This is a genomic window from Streptomyces sp. NPDC048507 (genome assembly GCF_043199995.1).
Classification (GTDB): Bacteria; Actinomycetota; Actinomycetes; order Streptomycetales; family Streptomycetaceae; genus Streptomyces.
Window position 1 is genome coordinate 133,226 of the sequence record NZ_JBICWZ010000005.1, and the last position, 22,821, is coordinate 156,046.

The 22,821-nt window shown below is 72.7% G+C and carries 23 protein-coding genes; 5 read left to right on the top strand and 18 right to left on the bottom strand.

Features of this window, described 5'->3' with window-relative positions; genetic code table 11:
* Nucleotides 1–54 precede the first annotated feature (54 nt).
* From ACGFXC_RS16590 to ACGFXC_RS16600, 3 genes are all read right to left on the bottom strand, one after another.
* Nucleotides 55–3,990, bottom strand: a complete 3,936-nt coding sequence (locus ACGFXC_RS16590; protein ID WP_393713360.1) for an AAA family ATPase — start codon at nt 3,988–3,990, stop codon at nt 55–57.
* A gap of 192 nt (nt 3,991–4,182) precedes the next feature.
* Nucleotides 4,183–4,398, bottom strand: coding sequence for a hypothetical protein (locus ACGFXC_RS16595; RefSeq protein WP_030227372.1), 216 nt, complete (start codon nt 4,396–4,398; stop codon nt 4,183–4,185).
* Between the two features lie 350 nt (nt 4,399–4,748).
* Nucleotides 4,749–5,030 carry an acylphosphatase gene (locus tag ACGFXC_RS16600; protein WP_362131584.1) on the bottom strand — a complete coding sequence of 94 codons (282 nt, stop codon included), beginning with the start codon at nt 5,028–5,030 and terminating at the stop codon, nt 4,749–4,751.
* 128 nt (nt 5,031–5,158) lie between these two features.
* On the opposite strand from ACGFXC_RS16600, the gene ACGFXC_RS16605 reads away from it, so the two are divergent.
* Nucleotides 5,159–6,091, top strand: a complete 933-nt coding sequence (locus ACGFXC_RS16605; protein ID WP_393713362.1) for a CAP domain-containing protein — start codon at nt 5,159–5,161, stop codon at nt 6,089–6,091.
* On the opposite strand, the gene ACGFXC_RS16610 is transcribed toward ACGFXC_RS16605, so the two are convergent.
* The gene (locus ACGFXC_RS16610) at nt 6,088–6,693 is read right to left on the bottom strand and encodes a flavodoxin family protein (RefSeq protein ID WP_393713364.1); all 606 of its coding nucleotides are present in this window, start codon (nt 6,691–6,693) and stop codon (nt 6,088–6,090) included. The genes ACGFXC_RS16605 and ACGFXC_RS16610 overlap by 4 nt on opposite strands.
* Nucleotides 6,694–6,828: 135 nt before the next feature.
* On the opposite strand from ACGFXC_RS16610, the gene ACGFXC_RS16615 reads away from it, so the two are divergent.
* The gene (locus tag ACGFXC_RS16615; protein ID WP_393713366.1) at nt 6,829–7,233 is read left to right on the top strand and encodes a winged helix-turn-helix transcriptional regulator; all 405 of its coding nucleotides are present in this window, start codon (nt 6,829–6,831) and stop codon (nt 7,231–7,233) included.
* Here ACGFXC_RS16615 and mutM read toward each other — a convergent pair.
* The 9 genes from mutM to ACGFXC_RS16660 all read right to left on the bottom strand — a co-directional run bounded on the left by mutM (nt 7,206) and on the right by ACGFXC_RS16660 (nt 16,332).
* Nucleotides 7,206–8,075 carry a bifunctional DNA-formamidopyrimidine glycosylase/DNA-(apurinic or apyrimidinic site) lyase gene (gene mutM / locus ACGFXC_RS16620; RefSeq protein WP_393713367.1) on the bottom strand — a complete coding sequence of 290 codons (870 nt, stop codon included), beginning with the start codon at nt 8,073–8,075 and terminating at the stop codon, nt 7,206–7,208. The two genes, ACGFXC_RS16615 and mutM, sit on opposite strands and share 28 nt — an antisense overlap.
* A 134-nt stretch (nt 8,076–8,209) precedes the next feature.
* On the bottom strand, nt 8,210–9,067 hold the full coding sequence (gene rnc / locus ACGFXC_RS16625; RefSeq protein ID WP_393713369.1) for a ribonuclease III: 858 nt from the start codon (nt 9,065–9,067) through the stop codon (nt 8,210–8,212).
* Nucleotides 9,068–9,086: 19 nt separating this feature from the next.
* Nucleotides 9,087–9,260 (bottom strand): 50S ribosomal protein L32, encoded by a 174-nt coding sequence (gene rpmF / locus ACGFXC_RS16630; RefSeq protein WP_003965982.1) that lies wholly within the window; start codon nt 9,258–9,260, stop codon nt 9,087–9,089.
* 2 nt (nt 9,261–9,262) lie between these two features.
* The gene (locus ACGFXC_RS16635) at nt 9,263–9,913 is read right to left on the bottom strand and encodes a YceD family protein (RefSeq protein WP_393713789.1); all 651 of its coding nucleotides are present in this window, start codon (nt 9,911–9,913) and stop codon (nt 9,263–9,265) included.
* A 143-nt stretch (nt 9,914–10,056) separates the two neighbouring features.
* Nucleotides 10,057–11,142, bottom strand: coding sequence for a cell division initiation protein (locus ACGFXC_RS16640; protein WP_393713371.1), 1,086 nt, complete (start codon nt 11,140–11,142; stop codon nt 10,057–10,059).
* A gap of 126 nt (nt 11,143–11,268) precedes the next feature.
* Nucleotides 11,269–11,748, bottom strand: coding sequence for a pantetheine-phosphate adenylyltransferase (gene coaD, locus ACGFXC_RS16645; RefSeq protein WP_393713791.1), 480 nt, complete (start codon nt 11,746–11,748; stop codon nt 11,269–11,271).
* 29 nt (nt 11,749–11,777) lie between these two features.
* Entirely contained in the window at nt 11,778–12,356 is a 579-nt protein-coding gene (gene rsmD, locus ACGFXC_RS16650) for a 16S rRNA (guanine(966)-N(2))-methyltransferase RsmD (protein WP_393713373.1), read from the bottom strand.
* A gap of 48 nt (nt 12,357–12,404) precedes the next feature.
* On the bottom strand, nt 12,405–14,600 hold the full coding sequence (recG, locus tag ACGFXC_RS16655; protein ID WP_393713375.1) for an ATP-dependent DNA helicase RecG: 2,196 nt from the start codon (nt 14,598–14,600) through the stop codon (nt 12,405–12,407).
* Between the two features lie 37 nt (nt 14,601–14,637).
* Nucleotides 14,638–16,332 carry a DAK2 domain-containing protein gene (locus tag ACGFXC_RS16660; RefSeq protein WP_393713377.1) on the bottom strand — a complete coding sequence of 565 codons (1,695 nt, stop codon included), beginning with the start codon at nt 16,330–16,332 and terminating at the stop codon, nt 14,638–14,640.
* Between the two features lie 242 nt (nt 16,333–16,574).
* Between ACGFXC_RS16660 and rpmB the strand changes: the two genes are divergently transcribed.
* A complete protein-coding gene (gene rpmB, locus ACGFXC_RS16665) occupies nt 16,575–16,760 on the top strand; it encodes a 50S ribosomal protein L28 (protein WP_073911113.1) in 186 nt (61 codons plus the stop codon).
* 115 nt (nt 16,761–16,875) lie between these two features.
* Here rpmB and thiD read toward each other — a convergent pair whose 3' ends face one another.
* A complete protein-coding gene (gene thiD, locus ACGFXC_RS16670) occupies nt 16,876–17,679 on the bottom strand; it encodes a bifunctional hydroxymethylpyrimidine kinase/phosphomethylpyrimidine kinase (protein WP_393713379.1) in 804 nt (267 codons plus the stop codon).
* Nucleotides 17,676–18,659, bottom strand: coding sequence for a thiamine-phosphate kinase (locus ACGFXC_RS16675; protein ID WP_351829758.1), 984 nt, complete (start codon nt 18,657–18,659; stop codon nt 17,676–17,678). The genes thiD and ACGFXC_RS16675 overlap by 4 nt, the downstream gene beginning before the upstream one ends.
* A 245-nt stretch (nt 18,660–18,904) precedes the next feature.
* Between ACGFXC_RS16675 and ACGFXC_RS16680 the strand changes: the two genes are divergently transcribed.
* Nucleotides 18,905–19,138: an Lrp/AsnC ligand binding domain-containing protein gene (locus tag ACGFXC_RS16680; protein WP_266573747.1), complete on the top strand. Its 234-nt coding sequence runs from the start codon at nt 18,905–18,907 to the stop codon at nt 19,136–19,138.
* A gap of 23 nt (nt 19,139–19,161) precedes the next feature.
* Nucleotides 19,162–19,644, top strand: a complete 483-nt coding sequence (locus tag ACGFXC_RS16685; protein WP_393713381.1) for a DUF3515 family protein — start codon at nt 19,162–19,164, stop codon at nt 19,642–19,644.
* A gap of 127 nt (nt 19,645–19,771) precedes the next feature.
* Here the strand turns inward: ACGFXC_RS16685 and ACGFXC_RS16690 are convergent, their stop codons facing one another.
* From ACGFXC_RS16690 to ACGFXC_RS16700, 3 genes are read right to left on the bottom strand one after another with little or no spacing between them, the layout of a single operon-like run.
* Nucleotides 19,772–20,929: a D-alanine--D-alanine ligase family protein gene (locus ACGFXC_RS16690; RefSeq protein ID WP_393713383.1), complete on the bottom strand. Its 1,158-nt coding sequence runs from the start codon at nt 20,927–20,929 to the stop codon at nt 19,772–19,774.
* 39 nt (nt 20,930–20,968) lie between these two features.
* Nucleotides 20,969–21,979, bottom strand: a complete 1,011-nt coding sequence (locus ACGFXC_RS16695; protein WP_393713385.1) for an NAD(P)H-dependent glycerol-3-phosphate dehydrogenase — start codon at nt 21,977–21,979, stop codon at nt 20,969–20,971.
* Nucleotides 21,976–22,728, bottom strand: a complete 753-nt coding sequence (locus ACGFXC_RS16700) for a lysophospholipid acyltransferase family protein (protein WP_393713387.1) — start codon at nt 22,726–22,728, stop codon at nt 21,976–21,978. The genes ACGFXC_RS16695 and ACGFXC_RS16700 overlap by 4 nt, the downstream gene beginning before the upstream one ends.
* Nucleotides 22,729–22,821: the final 93 nt, after the last annotated feature.

Sequence of the window (22,821 nt, forward strand, 5' to 3'; positions counted from 1 at the left end):
TGAAATCCGCACGGTGGGGCAGGTTGACTTCAGTTTCTGAACGCAGAAGGAGGATCACCGCAGGCGCTGGCTGATCACCTTCGAGACCCCGTCGCCCTGCATAGAGATCCCGTAGAGCGCGTCCGCGACCTCCATCGTCCGCTTCTGGTGCGTGATGACGATCAGCTGCGAGCTCTCCCGCAGCTCCGCCATGATCCGGATCAGCCGCTGGAGGTTGGTGTCGTCCAGGGCCGCCTCGACCTCGTCCATCACGTAGAACGGACTGGGCCGCGCCTTGAAGATGGAGACCAGCAGCGCCACGGCCGTCAGCGACCGCTCGCCGCCCGAGAGCAGCGACAGCCGCTTGACCTTCTTGCCCGGCGGGCGGGCCTCCACGTCCACCCCGGTCGCCAGCATGTCGTCGGGATCGGTCAGCACCAGCCTTCCCTCTCCGCCGGGGAACAAGCGCGAGAAGACCCCCTCGAACTCCCGGGCCGTGTCCCGGTAGGCCTCGGTGAACACCTCCTCGACCCGCCGGTCCACTTCCTTCACCACTTGAAGGAGGTCGGCCCGCGTTTTGCGCAGGTCCTCCAGCTGTTCGCTGAGGAACTTGTGCCGCTCTTCGAGTGCCGCGAACTCCTCCAGTGCGAGCGGGTTGACCTTGCCGAGCTGCTGGTAGGCCCGTTCGGCCGTCTTCAGCCGCTTCTCCTGCTGCGCCCGGACGAAGGGGCCGGGCCGGTTGCGGGGATCACCGGGGTCCTCCGGAAGGGCCTCGCCCTCGGCCGCCGGGGACGGCGGCACCGGCTGGTCGGGGCCGTACTCCGCGACGAGCGCGGTCGGCTCCACGCCCAGTTCCTCCAGCGCCCGCGTCTCCAGCTGTTCGATCCGCAGCCGCTTCTCGGCGCCGAGCACCTCGCCGCGGTGCACCGAGTCGGTGAGTTTGTCGAGTTCGGCCTTCAGGTCCCGGCCGTGGCCGCGGGCCTCGCCGAGCTCACGCTCGGAGCGCCCCTTGGCCCCTTCCGCCGCCGTACGCTCCCGGTCCGCCCGGCCGATCGACACCTCCAGGTGCGCCAGCAGCTGCCGGGCGCCGTCGGCCACTGCCCGGCCCACCTCGGCCTCGTGGCGCAGCCGCAGCCGGCGCCGATCGGCGCGCGCCCGGGCCTCGCGCTCGGCCCGGGCCGCGCGGTCGAGACCGTCCGCGCGGCCTGCCAGGCCCTTGACCCGCTCCTCGTGGGTGCGCAGCTGGAGGCGGGCCTCCATCTCGGTCTGCCGCGCGTTCGCCCCGTCGGCCGCGAGGCGGTCCCGCGCGCCGGTGTCGGGCTCCCGCTCGGCCGGCATCTCCTCCACCGCCGCGAGCCGCTCGGCGCATTCCGCTACGTCGGCCCGCGCGCGTTCCAGCGCCTCGCCGGCCTGGACCACGGCCCGGGCGGTGCGCTCCGCTTCGCCGAGGGCCCCCTTCGCCTGCCCGGCCAGCCGCCCGAGCTGCTGGGCGACCCCGGCCCTGGCCTGCTCACCGGCCCGGCGCCGCTCGGCCAGCTCCTCGGCCAGGGCCGCCGCCGCGTCCCGCAGCCCCCGGGCCCGGTCCTGGGCCCCGGCCAGCTCCCGGCACTCGCCGTCGAGCCGTTCCAGTTCCGCGGCCGCCTCGTCCACCGCGGCCTGCACCTCGATCAGGCTGGGCGCGCCGGCGGAGCCGCCGTGGGCGAGGTGTGCGCCGAGGACGTCGCCGTCGGCGGTCACCGCGACGAGCCCGGGGTGTGCGGCCACCACGGCTTCGGCCTCCTCCAGGGAGCCGACGACCACGTGGTCCCGGAGCACCCGGGCCACGGCCTCCCGCGCCCCGGCGTCCCCGGCCACCAACCGGGCCGCCTCCACCCACGTCTGCCGCGCGGCGTCCGGCGCCACCGCGGCCGCCCGCCCGCCGCCCCCGGGCAGCAGCCCCTCTCCCGCCACCGGAACCGGCCCCGCGGCGAGCCCGGGCTCCGAAGCCCGACCCGACCCCTGACCGAAGCCCTGGCCCTGGCCCAGACTCAGGGCCTGGTCCTGGTCCCGGCCCTGGCCCCGGCGCTGGCCTTGGCCTTGGCCTTGGCCTTGGCCCAGACTCAGGCCCTGGCCCTGGTCCTGGTCCTGGTCCCGGCCCTGGCCCTGGCTCTGGCCCTGGCACGGGTCAGGGTCCTGGCCGTCGGTCAGGTCCGGGCCTTGGGCCTGGGCGGGAAACGCGGCCGGGTCCGGGTCCGGGGCGGGAACCGCGGCCGGGTCCGGGTCCGGGGCGGCGGGCTGGGGCGGGACCGCGGGGGTGCGGGGTCCGGTGATCAGGAAGGTGGCGCGGCCGGCGTCGGTCTCGCGCAGGTGCCGGATGGCCTCGGCCGCCGACCCCGGCGAGACGACGGCCAGCGCGTCGGCGGCGGCCCCGAGCGCCGCCGCCACGGCGACCTCGTACCCCGCGACGACCGTGACCCGCTCCGCGGCCGGCCCCAGCACTCCGGCCAGCCGCTCGCGCGCGGCAAGCAGCGCCCCCGTTCCGTCCTTGCGCCGCAGCCCCAGCGCGAGCGCCTCCCGCCGGGCCGCGACCGCCGCCCGGGACCGCTCGGCGGCGGTCACCGCCTCCCGGGCGGCGGCCAGCGCGGCCTCCGCCCCGGCCAGCCCGGCCCGCGCCCGCTCGTACTCCCCCTCCACCGAGGGGTCCTCCAGCCCGCCGACCTCCTCGGCCAGCGCCTCGTACTCCTCCCGGGCGCCCTCCGCCCGCAGCCGCGCCTCGTCCCGGGCGGCCACCAGCCGGTCGATCTCGGCCTGGGCGGCGCCGGCCCGGGAGCGGGCCGCGCCCAGCCGCCCCGTCAGCCGGGCCAGCTCCTCGCGGCGGTCGGCGAGGGCCCGCGCCGCGTCCCGCAGCCGGCGTTCCTCCCCGGCGAGGGCCCGCTCCAGTTCGGCCCGGTGCTCGGAGGTGTCCTCCAACGCCCGCTCGGCCGCCTCCAGAGCGGCCGTCAGCTCCGCCTCCTGCTCCCGGATCCGCGCGGCCTCCCGCTCCAGGTCCTCGGGGTCGCGGCCGCGCCGCTCCTCCTCCAGCGGCGCCGAGGCGCTCTTGACCCGCGCCACCGCGAGGGACTCCGTCCCCCGCACCCGCTCGGCCAGCTGCGAGAGCTCGTACCAGGTCTGCTGGGCCCGCTGGAGCCGGGGCGCGAGGCGGCGCACCGACTCCTCCAGGCCGGCCTCGCGGTCCAGCGCCTCGGCGAGGGCCCGTTCGGCGGCCTCCTTGCGCTCCTTCAGCGCGGCCTCGTCGGCGACCTCCGCGTCGAGCGCGCCGCGCAGCGCGACGAGGTCGTCGGCGAGCAGCCGCAGCCGCGCGTCGCGCAGGTCGGCCTGGATGACCGCGGCCCGCCGGGCGACGGCGGCCTGTCGTCCCAGGGGCTTGAGCTGGCGGCGCAGCTCGTCGCCCAGGTCCTGCACCCGTGCGAGGTTGGCCTTCATCGCGTCGAGTTTGCGCAGCGCCTTCTCTTTGCGCTTGCGGTGCTTCAGTACCCCGGCGGCCTCTTCGATGAAGGCGCGGCGGCCCATCGGGTCGGCGTGCAGCACGGAATCGAGCTGGCCCTGGCCGACGATGACGTGCATCTCGCGGCCGATGCCGGAGTCGGAGAGCAGCTCCTGGATGTCGAGGAGCCGGCAGGTGTCCCCGTTGATCTGGTATTCGCTGCTGCCGCCGCGGAACATGATCCGCGTGATCGTGACCTCGGCGTACTCGATCGGCAGCGCGCCGTCGGAATTGTCGATGGTCAGGGAGACCTCGGCCCGCCCCAATGGGGGGCGGCCCGTGGTGCCGGCGAAGATGACGTCTTCCATCTTGCCGCCGCGCAGGGATTTGGCTCCCTGCTCCCCCATGACCCACGACAGCGCGTCGACCACGTTGGACTTGCCGGATCCGTTCGGGCCCACGACACAGGTGATGCCCGGTTCGAACCGCAGGGTGGTCGCGGAGGCAAAGGATTTGAAGCCGCGCAGGGTCAGGGACTTGAGGTGCACGCCGCCGGACTCTACCTTTCACGTTGGGATTCGCCCTCGAAGGCGGGGGCAGATCAGACGTTAAAGGAAGCGGCCCCCACCTGGGCGTACGCGGCTCGCGGCGGGGCTGCGGCGGTGAAAGAAAGAAGGGACGCCGGAGCGTCCCTTGCAGATCTTGCGGGGCTGGAGTCGAGCGACGGGTAAGCGCGCGGATCAGGTGAGCGCAGGCTCCGCCTGGGGTACGTCGAGGTCAATGCTGTCCAGCAGCGAGTCTCCGTGCTGAGCGGCGGCAGCGTTCAGTGCGTCGTTCTCGGACTGGATCCGTCCGAGCTCGGACTCGAGGTCCTGGACGCGCTGCTGAAGCCGTCGCATCTCGGCGAGGAGTCGCGGATCGGAACCGCCGACGTAACCGAGAAGCGCCTTTGCCATGATGGATGGTCCTCCACACTGAGTGACCGACCGAAGCGGTGTGGGTCGTGAGGGAATCGCACCCGCGGATGTCCGGCAGCGACTGTCAGTCACTGCGCTTACTACTGCCAACACTGCCAAACAGCTACAGGTGCGCGGGGCTTCCAGCGTCTCACCAAAAAGTTTGACGGTCAACACGATCACGCCCCGTATCGGCGGGCGGCCCGGCCCGCGGCGGTGGCGGGGAGATCAGCCTCGTCTCCGAGCCTTCCACGGATCGGGCTCCCGGGCAACGCGTCGGCGACGAATGCGCAGTTCCGACCGGGTGCGCACCGTCCCGCGATCCGATCAGACCATGATCGGTCGATCGGTCACCGGATCGCGAACCCGTCGTAACCGCCGCGCGGTGTGCCCCATATCTCTGTCACACCGTCCACTCGTCCGGGCGTGTCGGCGGAGCGGAGCCAGTCGAGCAGCCGGTGGCAATTCTCACGTTGACCTTCGGCCACGACCTGCACTCGTCCGTCGTCGAGGTTGAGCGCGAAGCCGGCCATGCCGCCGATCTCCAAAGCGTTGGCCCTGGTGAACCAGCGGAAGCCCACTCCCTGTACTCGGCCGCGTACCCAGGCGGTCAGGCGGACATCTTCATTCATGCATGAACGCTAACCGGGCAAACACTTTTCGAGCACATCGCCCCCCATGGCTCATCGGCTACAGTCCCCCACCAATGACTCACCCGTTCGGGTGAGGAGCTCGATCTTGCAGGAAAGGCACGCCGCCGATGGGACGCCACCGACTCGACACCACGCCGCGCCCCGGCGGCCGTCGCCGCACCGTCGTGCGGGGCGGCCTGCTCGGCGTGTCCGTGGCGGTGGCCCTCGGTACGGCCGCCGTGACGACCGGCTTCGTGCCGGTCGGCGGCTCCTTCCCCTACGTCGGCACGGACTCCGGCGGGGACGCGCGGGCCGGGGCGAAGCCCGCCCCGAGCCGGGAGGGATCGGACGCCGAGCAGCAGGGCGGCCTGGCCAACCTGTCCGGCCGCGCCTCCTCCGCCCCCGAGCCGGGAACCGGGACGGGCAGCCCCTCCGCGACCTCCCCGGCCCCGGCGTCCCCCTCGGCCCCGGCCTCACCGACGCCTTCCACGACCCCCTCGGCCGCCCCCGCGCCCGGGACGCCGGAGGCCGCGAAGCCCGAGGTCAAGAAGCCGGAGGCCGCGGCGGAGAAGAGCCCGGCCCCGGCCCCGGCGACCACGAAGCCCGCGCCCCCGAAGCCGGTCGCGCCCAAGCCCCCGGCCCCCGCGCCCACCACCCCCGCCGCGCCGAAGCCCGGCACCGGGGACGCCGCGGAGGAGGCCGCCGTCCTCACCCTGGTGAACCAGGCACGGGCCCAGGCGGGGTGCGTCCCGGTCCGGGCGAACCCGCCGCTGGCCGCGCTGGCCGGGGCCTTCAGCAAGGACATGGCCGTCCGGGGCTTCTTCGACCACACCGACCCGGACGGGAACACCCCCTGGAAGCGGGCGGACAACGCCGGGATCGGCGGCCTCGGCGGCGAGAACATCGCCCGCGGACAGGGTGACGCCGCGTCCGTGATGGACGCCTGGATGAAGAGCCCGGGCCACAAGGCGAACATCCTCAACTGCGAATTCCGCACCCTGGGCGTCGGCGTCTACTTCGCCGACGGCGGCCCCTGGTGGACCCAGGACTTCGGCTTCTAGAGCGCGGCGGCCAGGGCGGCGCGGCCCGCCACGACCACGCGGGTGTGCTCGGCGACGCGGCGCCCGAGGTGCTCGGCGGTCGCGAGGTCGGCCTTGTGGACGCCCTCGGGGCCCTCGTCGGAGTTGGTCTGGGCGGCGGCGCCGGAGGAGAAGCCGAGGCGGTTGAGGTCGTACTCGCTGCCGGTGGTGGAGTTCCAGCCCGGCTTCAGGCCCAGGTTGACCCAGCTCATGCCGTGCTGGGAGGCGAGCATCTGGAAGAACTGCAGGGTGTTGAGCTTGTCGCCGGCCTTGGAGGCGGAGTTGGTGAAGCCCGCGGACACCTTGTCCCGCCACGCGTCGCCGAACCAGCGCTTCGAGGTGGCCTCCGCGAAGACGTGGAAGGCGCCCGAGGCGGTGCCCATGTAGGTCGGCGAGCCGAAGACGATCGCGTCGGAGGCGTCGAGCAGGTCCCATTCGGCTTCGGTGATCGTGTCGACCTTGATCAGGTGCACCGTTGCCCCCGCGGCGGCGGCGCCCGCCCGTACGGCTTCGGCGACGACGGCGGTGTGCCCGTAGCCGGAGTGGTAGGCGATGGAGACGACGGGGGCGGCGATGGTGGACATGGCGGGACTCCTCGAAAGCGGTTCGGGTGCGCCGCGGTGCGCCGGAGCGGCGGCGGTGCGACGAGAGAAGAGAAACACTAACTTTTGGAAAGCGCAAGCAGACAGTTAGCGCTACCTGGGAGTAGGCTTATCCTCATGGAGACACCTGCCTGTACCGGGACCGACGCGGCCGACCTGCCGTTCGACGTCTTCGCGCGCGCCTGCCCCTCCCGGGAGACCCTGGAACACGTCACCGGACGCTGGGGCAGCCTCACCGTCGGCGCGCTGCGCGAGGGCCCCTGCCGCTTCAACGAGCTGCGCCGCCGCGTCGAGGGCGTCAGCGAGAAGATGCTCTCCCAGACCCTGCACGCACTGGAGCGGGACGGCATCGTCCACCGCGAGGCGCAGCCCACCAACCCGCCCCGCGTCGACTACGAGCTCACCCCGCTCGGCCGCGAGGTCGCCGACCGCCTGCTCTCCCTGATCCGCTTCGTGGAGGGCGGCATGGACGAGGTCCTCGCCGCCCGGACGGTCTACGACGCCGCGCGCGGCGGCCGCTGACAGCGCGGGCAGAAGTAGCTCGACCGGTTCATCCAGGCCCGGCGCCGCATCGGCGTGCCGCACCGGCGGCAGGGCTCGCCCTCGCGCCCGTACGCGTCCAGGGACCGGTCGAAGTACCCGGATTCGCCGTTCACGTTCACGTACAGGCTGTCGAAACTGGTGCCGCCGACGGCCAGGGCGGCGCCCATGACCTCCCGCACGTGGGTCAGGAGTTCCGTGCTCCGGGGGCGCGTGAGGGTGCCGGTGGGGCGCTCGTAGTGCAGCTTCGCGCGCCACAGGGCTTCGTCGGCGTAGATGTTGCCGACGCCGCTGATCAGCGACTGGTCCAGCAAGGCCCGCTTGACGGTGGTGCGCTTCGCCCGCAGCGCGAGGTGGTAGGCGCCCTCGTCGAACAGCGGGTCCATGGGGTCCCGGGCGATGTGCGCGATGACGTCCGGCAGGCCCTCGGCGCTGCCGGGCACGGTCTCGTGCAGGGAGAGCCCGCCGAAGGTCCGCTGGTCGACGAAGCGCAGCTCGGTCCCGGTGGCGTCGGCGAAGCGGATCCGGATGCGCAGGTGCTTCTCGTCGGGGGCGCCGGCCGGCTGCACCAGCAGCTGCCCGCTCATCCCTAGGTGCCCGAGGACGGACAGGTCGCGCCCGTCCAGCGGCAGCCACAGGTACTTGCCGCGCCGCATCGGGACGCCGATGGTCCGGCCGGCCAGCCGGGCCGCGAAATCGGCCCCGCCCGCCGGGTGGCGGCGTACGGCCCTGGGGTGGAGCACCTCCACCGCGGCGACGGTGCGCCCGGCCACCCACCGCTCCAAGCCGCGCCGCACCACTTCGACTTCGGGCAGCTCGGGCACGGTTTCTCCTCCGGGGTGACACGGATCCGGTCGCTGCCGCCGAGCCTACCGGCCCCGCTCCGGGCCCCGGAAACGGGTCCGCCCCGCCCCCTGCCAGGCAGGGGGCGGGGCGGTGAAGCGTCCCGAAGGAAGCGTCAGGCCTGCGGCGCGGGGCCGGCCGGAGCCGGGGCCCCGCCGTCCTCGCTCCCGGCTTCGGTCACGGCCGTGGCCGGGACCTCCGCCGAGGCGGCGGCGGCCGCGGCTGCTGCCGCGATCCGCTCGTCCGCGGCGGCGCGGATCCCGCGCCACGCGGACTCCGCCGCCTGCTGTTCCGCTTCCTTCTTGCTGCGGCCGGTGCCGGTGCCGTACGAGACACCACCGACGCGAGCGGCAGCTGTGAAGGTCTTCTCGTGGTCCGGTCCGGTCTCGGTGACCAGATATTCCGGTACGCCGAGGCCTTCGGCCGCCGTGAGCTCCTGGAGACTGGTCTTCCAGTCCAGGCCGGCCCCGAGGTTGGAGGACTTCTCGATGAGCGGGTCGAAGAGCCGATGGACCAGCTCCGAGGCCGCGTCGAGGCCCTGATCGAGGTAGACCGCGCCGATCACCGCTTCAAGGGTGTCGGCGAGGATGGAAGCCTTGTCCCGGCCGCCCGTGCCCTCTTCGCCCCGGCCGAGCCGGATGAAGGAGCCGAGTTCGAGGCCACGCCCGACCTCCGCAAGTGCACGTGAGTTGACCACCGCGGCCCGCAATTTGGCCAGCTGGCCTTCGGGCAGGTCGGGGTGGGTCGTGTACAGCGTGTCCGTGACCACCAGGCCCAGCACGGAGTCCCCGAGGAACTCCAGGCGTTCGTTGGTGGGCAGACCGCCGTTCTCGTACGCGTACGAACGGTGGGTCAGTGCACGCACCAGAAGGGCGGTCTCGAGTCGATACCCGAGCCGCCCTTCCAGAAGCGTGTGGGACGAGGCCGCGTTGTTACTGTCTGCCTGCTTCTCAGCGTTGGACAGCTCAGACATTGCGCCTCTCACCAGCCGCTCAGACCTCGAGGACCTGGCGCTTGTTGTAGGTGCCGCAGCTCGGGCACGCAATGTGCTGGAGCTTCGGCTCCTGGCAACGCTCACACGAAACCAGGGTGGGGACCGCAGCCTTCCACTGCGACCGGCGGTGGCGCGTGTTGCTGCGCGACATCTTCCGCTTCGGAACAGCCACGGCTACTTCTCCTGCTTCTCGGCGGCGCTCTGAACTCCGTCAGACGCAGTGCCGCTCATGTTGTCCTTCTCGTCGTCCTGATCGGTCACGACGAGTCCTTGCAATGCCGCCCAACGGATGTCGACGGCGTCATGGTGGTGGTCCGGGTCGTCGTTCAGGCTGAGCCCGCAATCGGGGCACAGTCCGAGACAGTCCTCCCGGCACACCGGCTGCAGCGGCAGTGCGAGCACCACCACGTCGCGCAGCAGGGGTTCGAGGTCGAACAAGCCGTCCTCGAGAAAGAGCGTGTCCTCGTCGTCCTCGGCGTCGTCGGCCGGCTCCGCGTGAGAGCGGTTCCGGTCGTCGGCGTCAGGGTACGAGAACATCTCCTGGAAGTCCGCCTTGAGCTCGCGCTCGACGGTCTCCAGACACCTTACGCACTCCCCCACGGCCGATGCACGGGCGGTGCCTGTGACAAGCACCCCTTCCATGACCGACTCCAGGCGGAGCTTGAGCTTCAGCGGCGCGCCTTCCGGCACTCCGATGACTCCGAGCAGACCGAAGTCCGCCGGGGTCTCGATCTCGCTGGACAGCCGCTGCATGGCACCAGGACGCCGACCCAGCTCGTGCGTGTCGAACACGAGGGGGTTGCGGGGGTCGAGGCGGGTATTCAGGGCCGTTCCTGCTTTCACAGATCGCTGAAGATCAAAGTCCTGCCCCACAAGCGGACGACGCTTACGGGCAGCATGGATCGCGGTGCATACGCGCGACCGAAGAGCCAGGATACCCGGCGCTTCGCTCTGAGCCCAATCCGGGATCAGCGCCCCTGCTCGTACTGGCGCAGCTGGTCCAGGTTGATCATGCTCGTGTCGAAGAAGCTGGTCTCGTCGAGCGCGGGCTGCTGCTGCGGCTGCTGGTGCATCTGCTGCATCTGCTGCGCCTGCTGAGGGGCCTGGGGCTGCTGGTAGGCGGCATACGGATCCGGCTGCTGCTGGTAGGCCGCGTAGGCGTCGGGCTGCTGCTGGGCCGCGTAGGGCTGGCCGGCGTACGGGTCCTGGTAGCCGTAGCCGTCCTGCTGGTGGACGGCCTGCTGCTGCGGATAGGGGTACGCGTCGTACTGCGGTGCGGGCTGCTGCGCCTGCGCCGGGATCTGCGCGCGGACCGCTTCGGGGCCCGGTTCGGCGAGGCCGGCCAGGAAGTCCGCGTCGCTCGACGGGCGGACACCGGCGGCGCCGGCCGCGTCCTGGGCGGCCATGTGCGCCCCGAGGTCGTCGGTGGGCACCCGGCCGAGCAGCTTCTGGCGGCCCCGGCCGACGGCCTCCAGGGTCTTGGCGAGCACCGCCTCGAAGGTGGCCAGCTTGGTGTCCACGTACGCGTCCGCCTGCTGGCGCTGCACCTGCGGGTCGTGGCTGCGCTCGGGGGCGTCCGAGTCCGCGAAGCCCTGCTCGTCCAGCCCCGGGCCGCGGCCCAGGAGCTTCTCGCGGCCGCGGTCCACCGAGCCGATCGTCTTGCTGAGCACGACCTCGAAGTTGGCGAGCTTGCTGTCGACGTAGTCGTCCGCCTCGGCCCGGATCTCCTCGGCCTCCCGGCGCGCGTCGGCCAGGATCCGGTCGGCCTCGGCCTGCGAGCGGCGGGCGATCTCCGTGTCCGAGATCAGCGAGCCCCGCTGGGCGTGGGCGGACTCGATGATCCGCTCCGCCTCGCGCCGGGCCTCCTCGACCATCTGCTCGCGTCCGCCGATCAGCTCACGGGCCTGGGCGAGCGAGCCGGGCAGGGCCTCGCGCACCTCTTCCAGCCGGTCGAGGAGCTCCGAGCGGTTGATCACGCAGGAAGCCGACATGGGCATGGACCGGGCGCCGCCGACGGCCGCGACGATCTCGTCGAGCTTCTTCTGTACGTCCATGGGGGCTCGCACTCTCTCTGCCTCGGACGGGTCCTGTGCCGGACGGGACCGCTGACGAGACGACTGTAGGGCCACCGGACGCGGGCGCGGCGCGGACCGGGTGAGCCCGGTCCGGCCGCCGCCGGGTCACTTCGCGCGCAGCCGCTCGGTCAGCGCCGCGTGCACGTGTGCGGGCAGCAGGTGGGCGACGTCGCCGCCCCAGGTCGCGACCTCCTTGACCAGGGAGGACGACAGGAAGCTGTAGGTCGGGTTGGTCGGCACGAACAGCGTTTCGACGCCCGACAGTCCCATGTTCATCTGGGCCATCTGGAGTTCGTAGTCGAAGTCGCTGACGGCGCGCAGGCCCTTGACGATGGCGGGGATGTCCCGCTGCTTGCAGAAGTCGACGAGCAGCCCGTGGAAGGACTCGACCTCGACGTTGCCGTAGCCGGCGGTGGCCTCGCGGATCATCTCGATCCGCTCCTCGACCGTGAACAGGCCCTTCTTGGACTGGTTGATCATCACGGCGACGTGGACCACGTCGTAGAGCCGGGAGGCCCGGCCGATGATGTCGAGGTGCCCGTTGGTGATGGGGTCGAACGACCCCGGACAGACGGCGCGGCGCAACTGAATTCCCTCGCTCCCCGGTGCGGGCATCATGAATCTTCGCTGGTGAAGGCGGCGCGACCGTACCAAAGCGTGCCTTCGCCGTACTTCCGGGACCGGAGCGCCTCGAAGCCCTCGGGCCAGGGGAACGCCCCGCTCCTCGTGCTGCGTTCCACGGTGACGAGCGCATCGCCCGTGAGCCAGCCATTGGCGCGGAGTGTGAGGAGGATCTCCCCCAGTTCGGCGTGCTCGACGGCGTAGGGCGGGTCCAGGAAGACCACGTCGTACGGGGCTGCCTGCGCGGCGGCCGCCACCACCTGCTCGGCCTTGCCCGCCCGGAATTCGGCGCCGGGCAGGCCCAGGGTCTTGATGTTGTCCCGGATGGCCTTGGCCGCCTTGGCGTCGGCCTCGACCAGCAGGGCGTGGGCCGCGCCCCGGGAGAGGGCTTCGAGACCCACCGCTCCGGAGCCGCCGTAGAGGTCGAGGACCCGCGAGCCCTGCACGCCGTGCAGCGACTCCCAGCTGGAGAAGAGCCCTTCGCGCATCCGGTCGGAGGTCGGGCGGGTGCCGGTGCCGGGCGGCACGGTCAGCCGCCGGCCGCCGGCGGTGCCGGCGATCACGCGGGTCATCTGGGGTCCTTCGGTGTCCGGGGGGTCGTGCAACGGGCACCCCCATTGTCAGCCCTTCTCCAGGTACCGCTCCCGTTCGGTGTCCAGGAGGGCGTCCAGCGCGGTGCGCAGGCCGGGGAGGTGCTCCAGTTCGGGGTCGGCGCCGACCACGCGGGTGGCTTCCTCCCGGGCCTGCGCGATGACCTCCTCGTCCTCGATGACGGCGAGCATGCGCAGCGAGGAGCGCACGCCCGACTGTGCCTGGCCGAGGACGTCGCCCTCGCGGCGCTGTTCGAGGTCGATCCGGGAGAGCTCGAAGCCGTCGAGGGTGGCGGCGACGGCGGCGAGCCGGGCGCGGGCGGGGCTGGCCTCGTGCATCTCGCTGACCAGCAGGCACAGGCCCGGCGCGGAACCGCGGCCGACGCGGCCGCGTAGCTGGTGCAGCTGGGAGACGCCGAAGCGGTCCGCGTCCATGATCACCATGACCGTGGAGTTGGGGACGTTCACGCCGACCTCGATGACCGTGGTGGCGACCAGCACCTGGACCTCGCCGGCCGCGAAGCGGCGCATGACGTCGTCCTTGTCGGCGGGGTCCATCCGCCCGTGCAGGACCTCGACGCGCAGCCCGGCGAGGGGGCCCCGCGCCAGTTGTTCGGCGATCTCCAGGACGGCGAGCGGGGGCCGCTTGCCGTCCTCCTCCTCCGCGGCCTTCTTCTTCTTGGGCTCGTCCTCGCCGTCTCCGATCCGGGGGCAGACCACGTACGCCTGGTGGCCGTTGCCGACCTCCTCGCGGACGCGTTCCCAGGCCCGGGTGAGGAAGTGGGGCTTGTCCTTGGCGGGCACGACGTGGGTGGCGATCGGGGAGCGGCCGGCCGGGAGCTGGTCGAGGACGGAGGTCTCCAGGTCGCCGAAGACGGTCATCGCGACGGTGCGCGGGATCGGGGTCGCCGTCATGACCAGCAGGTGCGGGGGCTGCTTGCCCTTGGAGCGCAGGGCGTCGCGCTGTTCGACGCCGAAGCGGTGCTGTTCGTCGACGACGACGAGGCCGAGGTCGTGGAAGCGGACCTTGTCCTCGATCAGCGCGTGCGTGCCGATGACGAGGCCGGCCTCGCCGGTGACCAGGTCGAGCAGGGCCTGACGGCGGGCGGGCACGCCCATGGAGCCGGTGAGCAGCACCACCTTGGTGCCCAGCTCGGAGCCGCCGAGCAGGCCGCCCTCGGCGAGCTCGCCCATCATCTCGGTGATGGACCGGTGGTGCTGCTGGGCGAGCACTTCGGTGGGCGCGAGCATCGCGGCCTGTCCGCCGCTGTCGACCACGGCGAGCATGGCCCGCAGGGCGACCATGGTCTTGCCGCTGCCGACTTCGCCCTGCAGGAGGCGGTGCATGGGGTGGCTGGTGGCGAGGTCGTCGAAGATCTCCTTCGAGACGTTGCGCTGGCCGTCGGTGAGGGTGAAGGGCAGGGTGGCGTCGAAGGAGTCCAGCAGGCCGCCGGGGGCGGGGCGGCGCGGGACGGCCGGGAGCTGGGAGTCGGCGTGCCGGCGGCGGGCGAGGGCGACCTGGAGGACGAAGGCCTCGTCCCACTTGAGGCGTTGGCGGGCATCCTCGATGTCGGCCTTGGTGGCGGGTCGGTGGATCTTGAGGAGGGCTTCGGTGAGCGGGACCAGTCCGCGGCCCTCGCGCAGGGCGGGCGGCAGGGGGTCGACGGCCTCCTGGACCCCGGGCAGGACGGCGTCGACGCATTTGGTGATCTTCCAGGACTCCAGCTTCGCGCAGGCCGGGTAGATCGGGATCAGCTGGCTCGCGAACGCGGTCGCCGCGTCCCGGTCGGAGGCGTCCGCGCCGAGCGGTTCGTAGGCGGGGTGGGAGAGCTGGAGCTTGCGGTTGAACATGCCGACCTTGCCCGCGAACATCGCGCGGGTGCCGGGCAGCAGGTCCTTGTGCGGTTTGTGGACGCCGGCGCCGAAGAAGACCAGCTGGAGGCGGCCGCTGCCGTCGGTGATGGTGACTTCGAGGCGTTTGCCGCGGCCGCCGTTGAAGGTCAGCACGCGGGCGTCGGCGACCTGGGCGACGACGGTGACGTGTTCGTCGAGCTGGTCGGCGAGCTCGGCCAGCGGAGTCAGCTCGCCGCGCTCGGCGTACCGCCGGGGGTAGTGGTGGAGCAGGTCCAGGGCCGTGTGCAGGCCGAGCTGCTCGGCCAGCACCTTGGCGGTGGCGGGGCCGAGGGTCTTCTTGAGGTCTTCGTCGAGCGCGGGCACGTGTTCCATTGCACACCATCGCGCTGACAAGCCCGCCGTCCGACCCTTATTCGACCCCGATCAGGAGCGGCGCCGAATGCCGCCCGCCCCGGTAGGTGACGGTGTCGACGGCGAGGTGCGCGTGCTGGACGTACGCCTCCAGGCGCGCGGCGAGGGCGTCGGGCACCTCGGGTCCCAGGACGAGGGTGACCAGTTCGCCGCCGGAGCCGAGCATCCGCGCCAGGACGGCCTCGGCGGTCTCGGGCAGGCCGCGGCCGATGACGGCGACGTCCCCGTCGATGAGTCCGAGCACGTCCCCGGCCTGGCAGATGCCGGCGGAGGTGAAGGACTGCCGTTCGGCGACGGCGAGTTCCCCGTAGCGGGTGGCGCCGGCGGCCGCGGTCATGGCGACGACGTCCTCGTCGAAGCTGCCGTCGGGGTCGTGCACGGCGAGGGCGGCCAGGCCCTGTACCGCGGAGCGGGTGGGGATGACGGCCACCCGTACGCCGTCGGCGCGGGCCTGTTCGGCGGCGGCCGCGGCGGCCGCGCGCAGTTCGGCGGCGCCGGGCAGCAGGACCACCTCGCGGGCGTGCGCCCGGCGGATCGCGTCGAGCAGTTCGGGGACGGAGGGCGGCTCTTGGGGGCGGGCCGGCACGGCGGTGGCGCCGGCCTCCGCGCAGAGCCCGGCCAGCCCCTCGCCCTGGACCACGGCGACCACGGCCCGCTGGACGCGCGGGGCCGTCGCGCGGCGGCGCTCGTCGCCGAAGTGGGTGATGCGGATCCGGTACGGCCGGCCCGCGACGACCCCCGCCTCGACGGCGGCGCCCGGGTCGTCGACGTGCACGTGGACGTTCCACAGCCCGTCGCCGCCGACCACCACCAGGGAGTCGCCGAGCCCGTCGAGGCGCGCGCGCAGCTCGCCCACCGCCCCCTCGCCGGCCTCCAGCAGGTAGATCACCTCGTACGCGGGCCCGTCCTGCTCCTGCGCGCAGGGCCGCGGCGACGGCGGTACGGACACGGCCCGGCCGCGGACCGGCTCGGCGGCGGGTTCCTGCCCGGACAGCGCCTGCCACAGGGCCCCGAGTACGGCGACCAGCCCGCAGCCCCCCGCGTCGACCACCCCGGCCCGGCCCAGCGCGGCCAGCTGCCCCGGGGTCTCGGCGAGGGCCGCCCGGGCCCCGTCGTAGGCGGCCCGGGCGACGTCGGCGGCGGTCGCCGCGGCGCTCTCGGCGACGGTTGCGACGGCCCCGGCGGCCGCTCCGGCCCGGGCGGCGGCGCCGGCGACGGTGAGCATGGTGCCCTCGACCGGGTGCGCGACGGCCCGGTAGGCCTCCTCGGCGGCCCGGGTCAGGGCCTGCGCCAGCAGCGGGCCGGCCGCCCGGCCCGCGGGCTCGGCGCCCAGGACGTCGGCGACCCCGCGCAGCAGCTGGGCGAGGATCGTCCCGGAGTTGCCGCGGGCGCCTATCAGGGCGCCGTGCGCGTAGGCCCGTACGGCGTCGGAGAGGGTGGGGGCCGGGGCGGCGGGTGTGCCTTCGGTCACGCCGGCGGGCTCCTCGCGGCCTTCCCCGAAGGCCGCGGCCAGGGCCCGGTCGGCGGATTCCGCGGTCAGGTAGAGGTTGGTGCCGGTGTCGGCGTCCGCGACCGGATAGACGTTGATCGCGTCGATGTCCTCGCGGGCCCGGCCCAGTGCGGCCAGGGCCAGCGAGCTCCAGGTGCGCACCGCTTCGGCGTCGAGGGTGTGCGGGCCAGGCTCGTGCGCCACCGGGCGTTCCTCCTTGTGCGGGCCAGGGTTCACCGCAGGGTAACGAAGGCGGGCCCGCGGCTCGGGACCCCGGGGCGGAGGGGGGTCCGGTCGTGGTAGTTTTCTTGGACCGAAGCAGTCGTTGTATGCTGCTCAGGTTGCCCGGCGAGAGTCGGGACATTCGTCCGGCAAGCCACTTCAGATCTCTGATTCCGGTGCGCCGGATTTCACTGTAATTGCATCTGAAGTCTTTGGAGTGACCTGTGGCTGCCAACTGCGACGTTTGCGCCAAGGGGCCGAGCTTCGGCAACAGCATCTCCCACTCGCACCGCCGCACCTCGCGTCGCTGGAACCCGAACATCCAGCGCGTTCGTGCCGTGGTCAATGGGACGCCGAAGCGCCTCAACGCCTGCACCTCGTGCATCAAGGCCGGCAAGGTCTCGCGCTGACGCCTTACGTCGTCGTAAGCGCAGCCCTTCCGGTTGCCAAGAAGGCCGGTTCACCTCTGGTGAACCGGCCTTTTGCCTTGCCCGGACGCTCCCCGGTGAGCCCGGGGGGCCGGGTCTAGCGCTGCCGCCAGGCGTGGTCGACCGGGCCGATGCCGCCGCCGAGCGAGAAGCCGGCCGCGATGGCGCCCGTGACGTACTCCTTGGCCGCCGTGACCGCCTCCGGTACGGCCTGGCCCTTGGCCAGGCCCGCCGCGATGGCGCTGGCGAGGGTGCAGCCGGTGCCGTGCGTGTGCCGGTTGTCGTACCGGGGGGCCCGCAGCCACAGCTGCTCGGAGCCGTCGGTCAGCAGGTCCACGGCCTCGTCGCCGTGCGCGGCGAGGTGGCCGCCCTTGATCAGCGCCCACCGGGGCCCGTAGCCGAGGATCGCGTCGGCGGCCCGTCGCATGCCGTCCTCGTCGCGGACGTCCACCCCGGTGAGCTGCGTCACCTCGTCCAGGTTCGGGGTCGCCACCGTGGCGCGGGGCAGCAGCTCCCGGCGTACGGCGTCCAGCGCGGAGGCGGCCAGCAGCGGGTCCCCGTGCTTGGAGACCCCGACGGGGTCCACCACGGCCGGGGCCGCGGTGGCGGCGAGCAGGCCGGCGACGGTCTCCACCAGGGCTGCGGAGGACAGCATGCCGGTCTTGACGGCCCCCACCCCGATGTCGTCGGCCACCGCCCGGTACTGGGCGGTGACGGCCTCGGGCGGCAGCTCCCAGACGCCGTGCACGCCGAGGGAGTTCTGCGCGGTGACGGCGGTGAGCACGCTCATGCCGTGCACCCCGAGCGCCATCATGGTCTTGAGGTCGGCCTGGATGCCCGCGCCGCCGCCGGAGTCGGATCCGGCGACGGTCAGGCACAGCGCGGGGGCCCCGGCGGTCATCGTGCGGCGTCCTCGTCGGCCGGGTCGGCCCCGAAGTGGTCCCAGCCGCCGGTGCTGGTCCAGGGGGCACCGTCCACGGTCACCTGGGGCAGTGCGGAACGGTTGAGGACCTCCCCGATGACCTTCCAGCGGGCCGGGAGCTTCACGTCGGGCGGGAAGGTGGCCACGATGGCGTGGTCCTCGCCGCCGGTGAGCACCCACTGGAGCGGGTCCACGCCGACCGCCTGGCCGATGTCGTGCATCTGCGTCGGGATGTCCACGGCCCCCGAGCGCACGTCGATCCGCACCTTGCTGGCCTCGGCGATGTGTCCGAGGTCGGCGATCAGACCGTCGCTGACGTCGGTCATGGCGGTGGCACCGAGCCCGGCGGCCGCCGGGCCCGCGTGGTAGGGCGGCTCGGGGCGGCGGTGCGCCTCGACGAAGGCCCGCGGGGAGCGGAAGCCGCGCGAGAGCACCGCGAAGCCGGCCGCGGACCAGCCGAGCCATCCGGTGACCGCGACGACGTCGCCGGGCCGGGCGCCGGAGCGCAGCACCGGCTCGTGGTTGCGCAGGTCGCCGAGGGCGGTGATGGCTACGGTGATCGTGTCGCCGCGCACGACGTCCCCGCCGACCACGGCCGCGCCCGCGACCTGGCACTCGTCGCGGATGCCGTCCATCAGCTCGGTGGGCCAGGTGACCGGCAGTTCCGCCGGGACCACGAGGCCGAGGAGGAGGGCGGTCGGCACCGCGCCCATGGCGGCGATGTCGGCCAGGTTCTGCGCGGCGGCCTTGCGGCCGACGTCGTAGGCGGTGGACCAGTCACGCCGGAAGTGCCGGCCCTCCAGCAGGATGTCCGTGCTCGCCACGACCCGCCGGTCGGGGGCCGACACCACCGCGGCGTCGTCGCCGGGTCCGAGCCGGACCGCCGGGGTGGTGGTGAGCCGTGAGGTGAGCTCCCGAATGAGCCCGAACTCCCCCAGCTCGCCCACAGTGCCCTTCATCGCTGTGCCCCTTCTAGGCAGGTCCGCTTGCGGTCGCGAGCCGTCACAGCTCTGGGTACCGTCAACAGATACGTCAACTTCAGCTCTCCGTGCGCCCCGCCCCGCACGTCGCCGGGCCCGCGGGTCTCCCCGCGGCGCACGGCGACGCGGTACCGTGGCGTCCCTTCTTCCCCGGGCCCGCCCGATCTTCCCGGGCCCATCCGAAGGTTAGGGGAAATGATCCTCGTGGCCGCCCTGGAGGTTCCGTGGTACAGGCGTACATCCTCATCCAGACCGAGGTGGGCAAGGCGTCCTTGGTCGCCGAGTCCATCGGCAAGATCGCGGGGGTGATCCAGGCCGAGGACGTGACGGGCCCGTACGACGTGATCGTGCGCGCCCAGGCCGACACGGTCGACGATCTCGGCCGCATGGTGGTCGCCAAGGTCCAGCAGGTGGAGGGCATCACCCGCACCTTGACCTGCCCCGTGGTCCATCTGTAGCCCCCGTCTACTCTTGGCCGGTGATGTCATTCCACCGCCGGCCGTTCCGTCTAGCCGCCCTGCTGGCCCTGCTGGCCCTCGCGGGCTGCGCCCCGGGGGATTCCGGGGCCCGGGTGGAGCCGCCGGCCGCTCCCCCGGCCGACGTCGCCGGGCTCTGTGCGAAGCTGCACGCCGGGCTCCCGGAGACGGTGGCCGGTCTGGCGCGGACCACCACCGAACCGGAGTCGGATCTGACCGCCTCGTGGGGCGGCTCGGCGATCGTACTGCGGTGCGGTATCCCCAAGCCCCCCGCGATGGCGGATCCGAAGCAGGAGGGCGTCGAGGTGAACGGCGTCGGCTGGCTGCTGGAGAAGACGTCCGACGGCGGCTTCCGGTTCACCACCGGGGCGCGGCTGGCGTACACGGAGGTCCGGGTCGACAAGGAGCATGCCACGGACGCGGGCATGCTGGTCGGTCTGTCCGCCGCCGTGGCCGGGGCGGTGCCGGTGGGCATCTCCTCGTACTGATCCTCGGACTGCTCCTCGGACGGAACCGGTACCGGTCCTTCCGGTCCGGCCCCGCTCACACCGCCGCCCGTCGGCCGCCCCTCGCGGGGCGGACGGCGGGCGGTCGGCTGTACGGGGCCGGGCGCGGCTAGCGCAGCCCGGTGGAGCGGCGCAGGGCCGCCTGGATCAGGCGGTCCACCAGCTCCGGGTACTCGATGCCCGACTCCTGCCACATGCGCGGGTACATGGAGATCGGCGTGAAGCCCGGCATCGTGTTGATCTCGTTGATCACGAACTCGCCGTCCTCGGTGAGGAAGAAGTCGGCGCGCACCAGTCCCTCGCAGGACGCGGCCTCGAAGGCCTCGATCGCGAGCCGCTGCACCTCCGCGGTCTGCTCCGGGGTCATCGGGGCCGGCACGAGTCCGGACGCCGAGTCGATGTACTTCGCCTCGAAGTCGTAGAAGTCGTGGCTGGAGACCGGGGGGATCTCGGCCGGGACGCTGGCCCGCGGACCGTCCTCGAACTCCAGCACGCCGCACTCGATCTCGCGGCCGCGCAGCAGCGCCTCCACGATGATCTTCGGGTCGTGGCGGCGGGCCTCGCGGACGGCCGCCTCCAGGCCGGAGGCGTCCTCGACCTTGGTGATGCCGATGGAGGAGCCGGCCCGGGCGGGCTTGACGAAGAGCGGCCAGCCGTGTTCGCCGGCGAAGTCCAGGATCTTCGCCGTGGCGGCGGCCCGGTCACCCTCCCACTCGCGGGGCCGGATGGTCACGTACGGGCCGACCTTCAGCCCGAAGGACGTGAACACCCGCTTCATGTAGTCCTTGTCCTGGCCGACGGCCGAGGCCAGGACGCCGGAACCGACGTACGGGATCCCGGACAGCTCCAGGAGGCCCTGGAGGGTGCCGTCCTCGCCGTAGGGGCCGTGCAGCACGGGGAAGACGACGTCGACCTCGCCCAGTGCCTTGGGGACGGCGCCCGGCTCGGTGTAGACGACCTCGCGGCTGGCGGGGTCCACGGAGAGCACGACCGTGCCGTCCGGGGACTCCGCGAGGGTCTCCACGTTCGGGAGCGCGCGGTCCGCGATGGCCATGCGGTCCGGCTCGTCGGCGGTCAGCGCCCACCGGCCGTCCGTGGTGATGCCGATGGGCAGCACCTCGTACTTGGCACGGTCGATGGAGCGCAGCACGGCGCCCGCCGTGACGACCGAGATGGCGTGTTCCGAACTGCGGCCGCCGAACACGACGGCCACGCGGGGCTTGCGGCCCTGCTGCTCAGGGGTCTGGGGGAGGTTCTCGCTGCTCATATCGCCACGAGGGTACCCGCTCAGACGTCCGGAAAGGACTCAGCGACGTTCCGGTTTGGCACTGCGCCCCATCAGTTCCTTCAGCGCGACCAGGGGCGGCTTGCCGTGGTGCACGATGTCGACCACCGTGTCGGTGATCGGCATGTCCACCCCGTAGCGGCCGGCCAGATCCGCCACCGACTGGCAGGACTTGACTCCCTCGGCGGTCTGCTTGGTGACCGCGATGGTCTCCTCCAGGGTCATCCCGCGGCCCAGGTTGGTGCCGAAGGTGTGGTTCCGGGAGAGCGGCGAGGAGCAGGTGGCGACGAGGTCGCCGAGGCCCGCCAGACCGGAGAAGGTCAGCGGGTCGGCGCCCATGGCCAGGCCCAGCCGGGTGGCTTCGGCGAGGCCGCGGGTGATGAGGGAGCCCTTGGTGTTGTCCCCCAGGCCCATGCCGTCCGCGATGCCGACGGCGAGGCCGATGACGTTCTTGACGGCGCCGCCGAGCTCGCAGCCGATGACGTCGGTGCTCGTGTACGGGCGGAAGTACGGGGTGTGGCAGGCGGCCTGGAGGCGCCGCGCCACGGACTCGTCCACACAGGCGACGACGGAGGCCGCCGGCTGCCGGTCCACGATCTCGCGGGCCAGGTTGGGGCCGGTGACGACGGCGACGCGCTCGGCGGGGACCTTGGCCACCTCTTCGATGACCTCGCTCATCCGCTTGGCGCTGCCGAGTTCGATGCCCTTCATCAGGGAGACGAGCACGGCGTCGGCGGGCAGCAGGGGGGCCCAGGCGGCGAGGTTGTCGCGCAGGGTCTGCGAGGGGATGGCCAGGACGGCGAAGTCGGCGTCCCGGGCGGCCTCGGCCGCGTCGGTGGTGGCCCGCAGGCCGGCGGGCAGTTCGACGCCGGGGAAGTAGTCGGGGTTCGTCCGGCCGTTGTTGACGGCGTCGGCGAGTTCCCGGCGGCGGCCCCACAGGGTCACCTCGCAGCCGGCGTCGGCGAGCACCATGCCGAAGGCCGTGCCCCAGGAGCCGGTTCCGAAGACGGCCGCCTTCACGGGACGTGTCACTTGTCGCCCTTCCCCGCGGCGTCGCGCCGCTGCTGCGCCCTGGCCTTGCGGTGGTCGTACGGCTGCGCGGGCGCACTCTGTCCGCGCAGCTCCTCCAGGAGCTTGGTGATGTCGGCCATGATGGCCTCGGTGGCCCCCTTGAGGACCTCCGGGGTGGGTTCCCGGTCGTAGTACGCCGAAAGGTCGACGGGCGGCCCCGCGAGGACCTGGAGGGTCTTGCGCGGGAACAGCCGGACCTTGTTCTCGGTGGCGTACGGCGGCATCGCCAGGTTGGCGCCCCACTGGGCCACCGGAATGACGGGGGCCCTGGTGATCAGTGCCACGCGGGCGGCGCCGCTCTTCCCGGCCATCGGCCACATCTCGGGATCGCGGGTGAGCGTTCCCTCCGGGTAAAAGGCCACGCATTCGCCGCGCTCGATGGCGTCGACGGCCGCCCGGAATGCGTCCAGGGCGTTGGTGGTCTCCCGGTAGACGGGGATCTGGCCGGAGCCGCGGAGGATCATCCCCACGAAAGGCACCTTGAAGAGGCCGGCCTTCGCGAGCAATCGGGGCACCCGGCCGGTGTTGTACTGGAAGTGCGCGTAGGAGAGCGGGTCCAGATACGAGTTGTGATTGACGGCGGTGATAAATCCGCCCTCGGCCGGAATGTGCTCCATTCCCCGCCAGTCCCGCTTGAAGAGCACTACCAGCGGCGGTTTTGCGATGACCGCCGCCAGGCGGTACCAGAAGCCGATTCTGCGGCGGGACACTCGGACACCTTCCTCTAGGACCGGTGCGTGGCTTGGGCACCTTGTGGGCCGGACAAGTGTCGCCCCGGGTCCGTTCTCTGTCGAGGACACCGT